Below are 7,531 nucleotides of genomic sequence, written 5' to 3'. Positions count from 1 at the left end.
AATGTGCTTCATGGCCTGAGTTCTCCGTTCTGTGAATTTGCTGTCTGGATAACTACAAATTTACCATAATCGTTGGGAATTCAGGCCTGTTTTCTTGCTGCTAATTCCTTAACCGGACAGCAGTGATATGCGATTTAGATCACAGAAATAAATTCACCTTTCTTCAGCATTGCCTATATCGTGGCCGAGTGCTGCCGGAGGTTGATCATGGCGACAGCAAGAAAACAGGTGAAGAAAAACAGTGACGTGAATGTGGTGGCTATTCCCAAGAAAGCTCCAGCACGTACAAGAAGAGCGGCTAAAGAAGCTGCTGTTGATCTGGTGGTATCATCCGGAGATCTTGCCACACCGCCTAGAATGGTGGCGTCGCGTCCGGCCAGCCGTGTCAATGCCAAACCCATGAATCTGGATGTGATGATTGAAACTGTAGCGCGAGCCATTGCGACAACACAGGATCATTATAAATGTATCATGTTCACTGACCTTGAAAGCTCAACCGAATACAAACGTTCGATGGGTCATACCAAAGGTTATATGCGCAACCGACTGTTCTGCGATATCTGTGAACAGGCAGTTGAACGTTATAACGGTCATGTCGTGAAACATCTGGGCGATGGTATTATGGCTGTGTTTGAACATGCTATAGATGCTGTTCTCGCCTCACTTTTGATCAAGCGCAGCATTTCTGACGGGCGTAAAAAACTGAAGAAACTTGTGGGCGGCATGAACTATCGCGTCGGTATTACCTGCGGTTATGTGAAAGAGATTCCCGGGCCTGCACAGGATTATATTGGTCATGCGATGGATAAGGGTGCGCGTATCCAGTCCAGTGCACTGCGTAATCAGATTCTCATCGATGAGATCGTTTTTGGTCTGATTCACACCAAGATCCGCGATTATTCAGGGGATATTCTCATTGGCGCACCGAAAAACATGACACTGAAAGGTGTGGGTGTGAGTACGCTGTATGAGGTATCACCCAAGCAGATGGGGCTGGAATCAAGTATCTCTACTCGTTTGAAGACCATATTCCATTAAACAACACCTCAACTAGCCGGGCCCCTGACATCGCAGTGATTTCAGGGGCTTTTTTGTCTCTGAGATTAACTATCCTGCCACTAGTGCTTCGGGCCCCTGCCCTTGTGTCAGATGAACGCACATGATGACAGGCATCACAGTTTCCGTTTGCCGCCCTTGCTAAGCTCAAAGCAAGCTGATGAAACATGCAGCACAAGGCCGAAGCAAGGAGGCTGTTATGAAAAGTATTATCTTAATCTCATCGTTGGTGCTGATTTCCGGTTGTGCAACAACACAGCAGGATCCGGCAGTCAGCAAAGGGACCGGGTCAGGTTCAAGCATAGAAAGTCAGGATCAGCCCTGCCATTTGCCAGCTTCCAGCAGCCGTTATCACAGACATACGTATGATGAGCAGGCCTATCTGAGTCGTATCTCCTACAGGTACTAAAGCGGATGAGTCACCGTTCAGAGCTTAAAGCGTTCCAGTAACCAGCTTCATTAATTCACCGGATGTGGTCGTTTGATATGAGCCGGCTACAAGTTTTGTTTCATTCAGCGATAGCGCTCCGATATGAGTGCGGCTTAATGTGTTCACATGATTGCCAACGGCAGCAAACATTCTGCGTACCTGATGATAGCGCCCTTCATGTAATACCAGAGAAACCTCTGTGTCGTTGATGATTGTTAATTCTGCGGGCAGGCATGGCCTGTCGTCGGCTTCCAGCATCAGCTTTCCACTGGCAAAAAGTTCAGTTTCATTACCGTTTAGCGGCCGCTCCAGTGTTACGGCATAAGTTTTAGAGATATGTTGTTTGGGGCTGGTCAGCTGATGATTGAGTTGTCCGTCATCCGTCACAATTAACAGGCCGGATGTCTCTTTATCCAGTCTTCCGACAGGCGAGAGTGGCGGTTTGCGATCGATCCAACGCTCGGGGAAATCAGCATAGATCAGCTGTCCATCCTCTTTGCGCGAGCAGACTGCTCCAAGAGGTTTATGGTAAATGATTGTCAGACCATGCGGATGATCGAGCTCTTTACCTTCGAGCCTGACCTGATCGGCCAGCACCTTCTGGGCCGGTGAAGTGGCCGGCTTTCCATCCACGCTGATCCAGCCTTCCTTGATCCAGAAGCGTACATCTTTTCTGACCCCGTAACCGAGATTGGAGAGCAGTTTATCCAGCCGTTCTTCTTTTTTCATTTCAGCGTATTCCCTTGATGACTTTAAAGCCGTTTGCTTCGATCAATTTCTGACCCTCATGTAGTTCAGATTCCAGCACATGCTCATAGGGAAGCTGGCGATTGGCTACCAGATAAATCGTGCCGCCTTTTTTCAGGCTCTTGCAGGCGCGTTTGATAATCGTCTGGCCAAGATCAACATCCCTTGTTTGACCTGTATGGAATGGTGGATTGCAGACGATCCAGTCGAGTTGTGTCGGCAGCTCATCCTTTGTTGCATCAGACCATTGCAGTTGAACCTTGTCCCGCCACTTGGCTGTGTTTGTCCGGGCGCATTCAACAGCGAGGAAATCGGCTTCAATCATGTGCAGGGTTTGAATGCCAGGTGAACCGGCAAGGATCTGTTTGCCCAGTAGTCCGTAACCGCTGCACAAATCCATGCCGGTGCCAGTAAGCTTGGGTAGTTGTTCAAGCAGGAGCAGGGAGCCAATATCTGCGCGATCCCAGCTGAACAGGCCGGGCTGTGAAATAAGCCCCGGTAATTCAATCTTTCGTGGCTGTCCGGCCTCCATCCACTGCGTCATCCATTCAAAATTAAGAGAATCTGTTTTTCTCGCAGAGAAGATGCGGCACTTGGATTTGGAAGACGAACTGACATTGCCAGCCAGTTTTTTCAGGCTCGATTCATAACTTTTGGCCCCATGGTTATTGGCACAGGCAATCAGTAACTTGCCATGATCAGCAAGTATTTTCATTGCGGTAGCCATCCAGCCAAGCGTCTGTTGTTTGTTTTTGGCAGGCAGCATCAGAACCAGATCGAATGCTTGGTCAGAAACAGGCAATTCGGGTGAAACATTCAGCCCCATATATTTAATGGCATCATTTTCCGGCTTAAAATGCTGTCGGAGATCAAGCCGTTCTGTCTGTTTGTTCAGCTCTGCCAGCAATGGGTGAGCATGCGCGTTGATAACCAGCATCTTCGTTGCCGGAGTCTTCAGTGCGGCCTGATATAAAAGTTCAACAGCTGACATGGTCTGGGACTGTAGAAAGTGATTCAACAACTGTCCAACGCTCTGAGTGTGAAATAAAAAAGGAGCTGCATTTCTGCAGCTCCTTTTCATGTGGTGGGCAGGGAGGGAATCGAACCCCCGACACGAGGATTTTCAGTCCTCTGCTCTACCGACTGAGCTACCTGCCCTCAGTCGCCCCTTTCGGGAGGCCGGATTATGGGATAAAAGTTGTCAGATGCAAGCCTGAATTATCTGCGCATGGTGTTAGCCTGTTATGCGCTCATGTTGATGTACCAATCCAGGCAAATAGAGCCGAAATAAGCTAAGGCAATAAGCCAGATCAATACAATGACAACCACCACCTGAGTACGGTAGGGCGTTTCCATAGTCAATTCATTTGATGCCTGTTGCCGGCAAGCGTGCCAGACATCTTCGGGAACCGCTCTGATTACCAGGGCAATAGCGAGCGGCAGAAGCAGCAGATCATCGAGATAACCAATCACCGGAATAAAATCCGGGATCAGGTCAATCGGGCTGAGGATATAAGCGACAATCATCGCAATGAGAAATTTAGCGAAAGGTGAAACTTGCGGATTACGGGCTGCCAGATAGAGGGCATAGCTGTCCCGTCGTAATGATTCGGCCCAGCCTTTAAGGCGATTCATCTAGGTTTACAGTGAAAAAACACCCTCGAACGTCTGTGAGACTGGACCTTCCAGCTTGATGTTTTTCGGGCACCCAGAGATTGTCACAGTGCCACCGGGCATCTCAATGGTCAGCGGGCGTACTTCACCTTCGTTTGACCAGATAGCAGCAGCTGTTGCACATGCCCCGGTTCCACATGCCAGAGTATGGCCTGCACCGCGTTCGATAATGTCGATATAAACATGACTGGCAATCTGACCGGTAACAATTTCAACATTGCGGTCAGACGGGAAGGCTTCAGTGGTTTCAAAGAAAACCCGGTGTTCGTTACCGATATGGATATCGACATGTGCAGAGCTTGAATCAGTCACTGTAGCAGCTCCCATATCAACGCAGATGCCATTAATTGTAGCCTCGGCGTTTACATTGCGGTCAGCAAGCGCAATAGACACACACTCTTTACCAAGCTGCTGTATGAGCAGATGACCCACGCAGCGCAGGCCATTGCCACAGTTGGCAGCCTGGCTGCCGTCGTTATTAAAGATACGCATGGCAGCATCGGCTTTGTCAGACTTCTCAAGCACAAGCAACTGATCACAGCCTATGCCGTAACGGCGTTCGGTAATGCGCCGTACGAAGGCTTCCGTAAGTGCAGGCAGCTCCGATGTAAGGCCATTAAGAACAATGAAATCATTGCCTTGAGCCTGCATCTTGGTGAATGGAAGGGTGCTCATTTACTGTGTTCTACTTCAACAGTGGTGTAAACACCGCCGCGCACATTGAATACTGCAGTCACCTTGATCTGACGCGGATCAAGCAGCTTGATCAGGTCATTGGCAATCATATTGGTGACCTGTTCATGGAAGTGACCTTCATCGCGGAAGCTCCAGTAATAGAGTTTCAGAGATTTCAGTTCTACACAGACTGCATCCGGAATATAATCGAGTTTGATCTCGGCAAAATCCGGCTGCCCTGTTTTCGGGCAGAGGCAGGTAAACTCAGGAGAATCGATGCGGATATGGTAATCACGCTCGGGGTTCGGATTTTCGAATGTTTCCAGATAACGTGTTGGCTTGTTTAAAACAGCGCCCAGCTTCTCACTCATCGTTTAAAACCTCATTGTCTCAATAATATTGGTATAAATCTTTGTCAGCATAGCCAGCTCGGACACGGCCACACATTCACCCACCTGATGAATAGTGCTGTTGGTGAGCCCGAGTTCCACTACAGGAACACCGGCTGCGGCAAGGAAACGGCCATCCGAAGTGCCTCCTCCGGTATCACGCAGGGTATCAATGCCCGTAATGGTCTTGATACTATCACAGACCAGATCAAGGAAGGTGCCATCGGGTGTGGAAAAGGCAGTGGCTGAATGATCGAATTCCAGTGTCACATCGCAGTCAGCACAGGCAGTTTCAATGGCATTTTTGATGCTGTTAAAATTATTGGCCGGATTGTATCTGATATCAATCAGTGCTTCACAAAAGCCGGGAATCACATTGGTTGCGCCTGTGCCGCCATTTACGTTGGTGATTTGGCATGAGGTGGCAGGGAATCCATCGGCAGCTTCACCCCAGTCGATTGATGCAATGTTTGCCAATGCGGGTGTTGCATGATGTATGGCATTATCAGCATCCTGCGGATAAGCCGAATGCCCCTGTTTGCCGTGGAATGTAGCCTTGATCTGTACCACACCGCGTCGACCACGGCGGATGGTGTCACCCACATGTTTAAAGCTCGACGGCTCTCCGACAATGACAGCATCGGGCAATGTGCCATTTTCCTGCATCTGCTCGACGATGCGAATTGTGCCATCAATGGAGTCACCTTCCTCATCGGAGGTAATCAGCAACTGGATGGTTGGTAGCGGTGTATATTCACCACACAGTTCTGCAACTGCGGCAATCCAGCAGGCAATACCTGCTTTCATGTCCTGTGCACCGCGTCCATGCAGCATGCCGTCTTCAATCAGCCCGGAAAATGGCGGATGCGGCCACTGTTCTAGCGGGCCAGTCGGCACGACATCGGTATGGCCTGCATAAGCCAGTGTGCCTTTCAGTTCACCCGGTCGGGAGTAGATACTGTTGGTGATACCCCCTTCATCCACGGATGTTCGCACAAAACCCAGAGGGGCCAGCAGTGATTCGATATAATTCTGGCAGCCGCCATCTTCGGGAGTGACGGATTCACGCTGGATCAGTTTAACGGCAATGTTAGTGGCAATTTCGGACATGTGCGGACCCTAATCAAAACCCACTGCCGGTGGTACTGCTTATCTGTCAGGAGAATATTCAGGCTCGCCCTGAATAAGTCATAGCAACCCTGGAAAAGAGTAACTCAGAGTTTATCTATTCGCATAAAGCTTTCGCAGCGACGTTCGATATTCGTAAATACAGGATGTTGTGCAGCATGTTTCTCGATGCGAGTGATCGTTGAAGTCGTTACATCACTATAGGATTCCATGAACGTTGTTTTGCCATCATCCTTACGGACAAAGAGTTTGCCTCGCACGCCTGCTTTATCTTCGATTTCGTCAAGCCAGCTCATCAGTTCGGATTCCAGTTTTTCATGCGCATGATACCAGATAAATGCATCAGGCATGGCAGGCCTCCAGAGTTTCTACGGTCACACCATTATCCAGCGTCAACTGGACCGTTGATTCAGCGACTTCAATCGGCAATAGCGCAATGCCACAGCAGTTTCCTTCGTGGTCGATAGCTGCCGACTTCAATTCACCGATTTTCGCCGTTGTATGGACAGGGCAGGGAAGGGTGTCTGGTCGTCCGGCTATGGATACGCGGTACAGTTTCTTCTTGATGCCGCCGCGCCAGTTCATACGCGCAGTGATTTCCTGGCCGACATAACAGCCTTTTTTAAACGAAACGCCATCAAATTCGATTAGATTGGCATTTAAAGGGTGCAGACTCTCATCCCATTCCACGCCGAAATCGGGAAAGCCGCGAATAATACGCATGGCTTCCATCTCTTGTTCAGCAACCTGTTCATGCTTTTGAAGTATGGCATGGATTTGATCTGGACTACTGATAATCCAGAATCCGTGGGGCTTTTCAGGCATCACGACAGCAAATGTATCTTCACCAGCTTTCCGGCTACTGGATAACCAGCGTTCGCCGGGTTCATCCAGACCAAAATCATTCAATAACGTATGAGCATGCGCTCCCTGAACAGAGCAGATTGAGAGTGTTTTAACCAGACCAATACGGAGTTGGTGGCCGAGCGCGAACTGGCGCAAGCGGGCTACGGTAGTCTCGGCATGCGAGGCCGGAACAAGCATGATTAGTTCGTTATCATGCCCTTCAAGAATATAGAGCTCTGAAACTGCTTTTCCCTGAGGTGTTAACAGACAGCTATGAATGCCCTGCTCAGCAGTGATTTTTTCCATGTCCTGCGTCAGTTGTCCCTGCAGGTATTCTCGAGCAGTGGGGCCTGATGCCTTTAGAACTGCCCAGCGAGTGCGAACTGAGATAGTCATACTGTTTAGCAGTTGCTCTGCTGTTTGTGGCGATAGACGGGGGAGATCAAGATTCATCGAGCTATTCTAGCGTCTTGTGGGAAAAGTCCACCCACATCCTTGCAATGGTTTTCAGGATAGTTGCTATGCCCTACGCTCTCACTTCGGTATAGTTCCGCCCCCCGAAACTCGGCGTGGGCCGGGTATCGAG

At 49.5% G+C, this 7,531-nt stretch carries 10 protein-coding genes and 1 tRNA gene; 2 read left to right on the top strand and 9 right to left on the bottom strand.

Annotation, left to right across the window (positions count from 1 at the left end; genetic code table 11):
• Nucleotides 1-207: 207 nt before the first annotated feature.
• Complete coding sequence (locus MMIC_RS09820; protein ID WP_072660295.1) at nucleotides 208-1,038, top strand: adenylate/guanylate cyclase domain-containing protein; 831 nt, start codon at nucleotides 208-210, stop codon at nucleotides 1,036-1,038.
• A 217-nt stretch (nucleotides 1,039-1,255) separates the two neighbouring features.
• Nucleotides 1,256-1,465, top strand: coding sequence for a hypothetical protein (locus MMIC_RS09815; protein WP_072660294.1), 210 nt, complete (start codon nucleotides 1,256-1,258; stop codon nucleotides 1,463-1,465).
• A 24-nt stretch (nucleotides 1,466-1,489) separates the two neighbouring features.
• On the opposite strand, the gene MMIC_RS09810 is transcribed toward MMIC_RS09815, so the two are convergent.
• The 9 genes from MMIC_RS09810 to ygfZ form a co-directional block, all read right to left on the bottom strand.
• A complete protein-coding gene (locus tag MMIC_RS09810; RefSeq protein ID WP_072660293.1) occupies nucleotides 1,490-2,215 on the bottom strand; it encodes a pseudouridine synthase in 726 nt (241 codons plus the stop codon).
• Between the two features lies 1 nt (nucleotide 2,216).
• Nucleotides 2,217-3,224 (bottom strand): class I SAM-dependent methyltransferase, encoded by a 1,008-nt coding sequence (locus tag MMIC_RS09805; protein ID WP_072660292.1) that lies wholly within the window; start codon nucleotides 3,222-3,224, stop codon nucleotides 2,217-2,219.
• A 91-nt stretch (nucleotides 3,225-3,315) separates the two neighbouring features.
• Nucleotides 3,316-3,391, bottom strand: a tRNA-Phe gene (locus tag MMIC_RS09800).
• 84 nt (nucleotides 3,392-3,475) lie between these two features.
• A complete protein-coding gene (locus MMIC_RS09795) occupies nucleotides 3,476-3,868 on the bottom strand; it encodes a YkvA family protein (protein WP_072660291.1) in 393 nt (130 codons plus the stop codon).
• A 6-nt stretch (nucleotides 3,869-3,874) separates the two neighbouring features.
• The gene (locus tag MMIC_RS09790; RefSeq protein WP_072660290.1) at nucleotides 3,875-4,582 is read right to left on the bottom strand and encodes a diaminopimelate epimerase; all 708 of its coding nucleotides are present in this window, start codon (nucleotides 4,580-4,582) and stop codon (nucleotides 3,875-3,877) included.
• Nucleotides 4,579-4,953, bottom strand: a complete 375-nt coding sequence (queF, locus tag MMIC_RS09785) for a preQ(1) synthase (RefSeq protein WP_072660289.1) — start codon at nucleotides 4,951-4,953, stop codon at nucleotides 4,579-4,581. Before queF ends, MMIC_RS09790 begins: the two co-directional genes overlap by 4 nt.
• 3 nt (nucleotides 4,954-4,956) lie before the next feature.
• The gene (dapE, locus tag MMIC_RS09780) at nucleotides 4,957-6,081 is read right to left on the bottom strand and encodes a succinyl-diaminopimelate desuccinylase (protein WP_072660288.1); all 1,125 of its coding nucleotides are present in this window, start codon (nucleotides 6,079-6,081) and stop codon (nucleotides 4,957-4,959) included.
• 104 nt (nucleotides 6,082-6,185) lie between these two features.
• Nucleotides 6,186-6,449: a DUF4936 family protein gene (locus MMIC_RS09775; RefSeq protein WP_072660287.1), complete on the bottom strand. Its 264-nt coding sequence runs from the start codon at nucleotides 6,447-6,449 to the stop codon at nucleotides 6,186-6,188.
• Nucleotides 6,442-7,398, bottom strand: coding sequence for a CAF17-like 4Fe-4S cluster assembly/insertion protein YgfZ (ygfZ, locus tag MMIC_RS09770; protein ID WP_072660286.1), 957 nt, complete (start codon nucleotides 7,396-7,398; stop codon nucleotides 6,442-6,444). Before ygfZ ends, MMIC_RS09775 begins: the two co-directional genes overlap by 8 nt.
• Nucleotides 7,399-7,531: the final 133 nt, after the last annotated feature.

It is taken from the genome of Mariprofundus micogutta (genome assembly GCF_001895085.1).
GTDB classification, from domain to species: Bacteria; Pseudomonadota; Zetaproteobacteria; order Mariprofundales; family Mariprofundaceae; genus Mariprofundus; species Mariprofundus micogutta.
This window is presented reverse-complemented; position numbering and strand designations above follow the sequence as displayed.

Excerpts from the sequence above, each read along its gene's own strand:
- MMIC_RS09790 (WP_072660290.1), bottom strand. The coding sequence starts at position 4,582 with ATGAGCACCCTTCCATTCACCAAGATGCAGGCTCAAGGCAATGATTTC.
- MMIC_RS09795 (WP_072660291.1), bottom strand. The coding sequence starts at position 3,868 with ATGAATCGCCTTAAAGGCTGGGCCGAATCATTACGACGGGACAGCTAT.
- MMIC_RS09820 (WP_072660295.1), top strand. The coding sequence starts at position 208 with ATGGCGACAGCAAGAAAACAGGTGAAGAAAAACAGTGACGTGAATGTG.
- queF (WP_072660289.1), bottom strand. The coding sequence starts at position 4,953 with ATGAGTGAGAAGCTGGGCGCTGTTTTAAACAAGCCAACACGTTATCTG.
- MMIC_RS09815 (WP_072660294.1), top strand. The coding sequence starts at position 1,256 with ATGAAAAGTATTATCTTAATCTCATCGTTGGTGCTGATTTCCGGTTGT.
- MMIC_RS09805 (WP_072660292.1), bottom strand. The coding sequence starts at position 3,224 with ATGTCAGCTGTTGAACTTTTATATCAGGCCGCACTGAAGACTCCGGCA.
- ygfZ (WP_072660286.1), bottom strand. The coding sequence starts at position 7,398 with ATGAATCTTGATCTCCCCCGTCTATCGCCACAAACAGCAGAGCAACTG.
- MMIC_RS09775 (WP_072660287.1), bottom strand. The coding sequence starts at position 6,449 with ATGCCTGATGCATTTATCTGGTATCATGCGCATGAAAAACTGGAATCC.
- MMIC_RS09810 (WP_072660293.1), bottom strand. The coding sequence starts at position 2,215 with ATGAAAAAAGAAGAACGGCTGGATAAACTGCTCTCCAATCTCGGTTAC.
- dapE (WP_072660288.1), bottom strand. The coding sequence starts at position 6,081 with ATGTCCGAAATTGCCACTAACATTGCCGTTAAACTGATCCAGCGTGAA.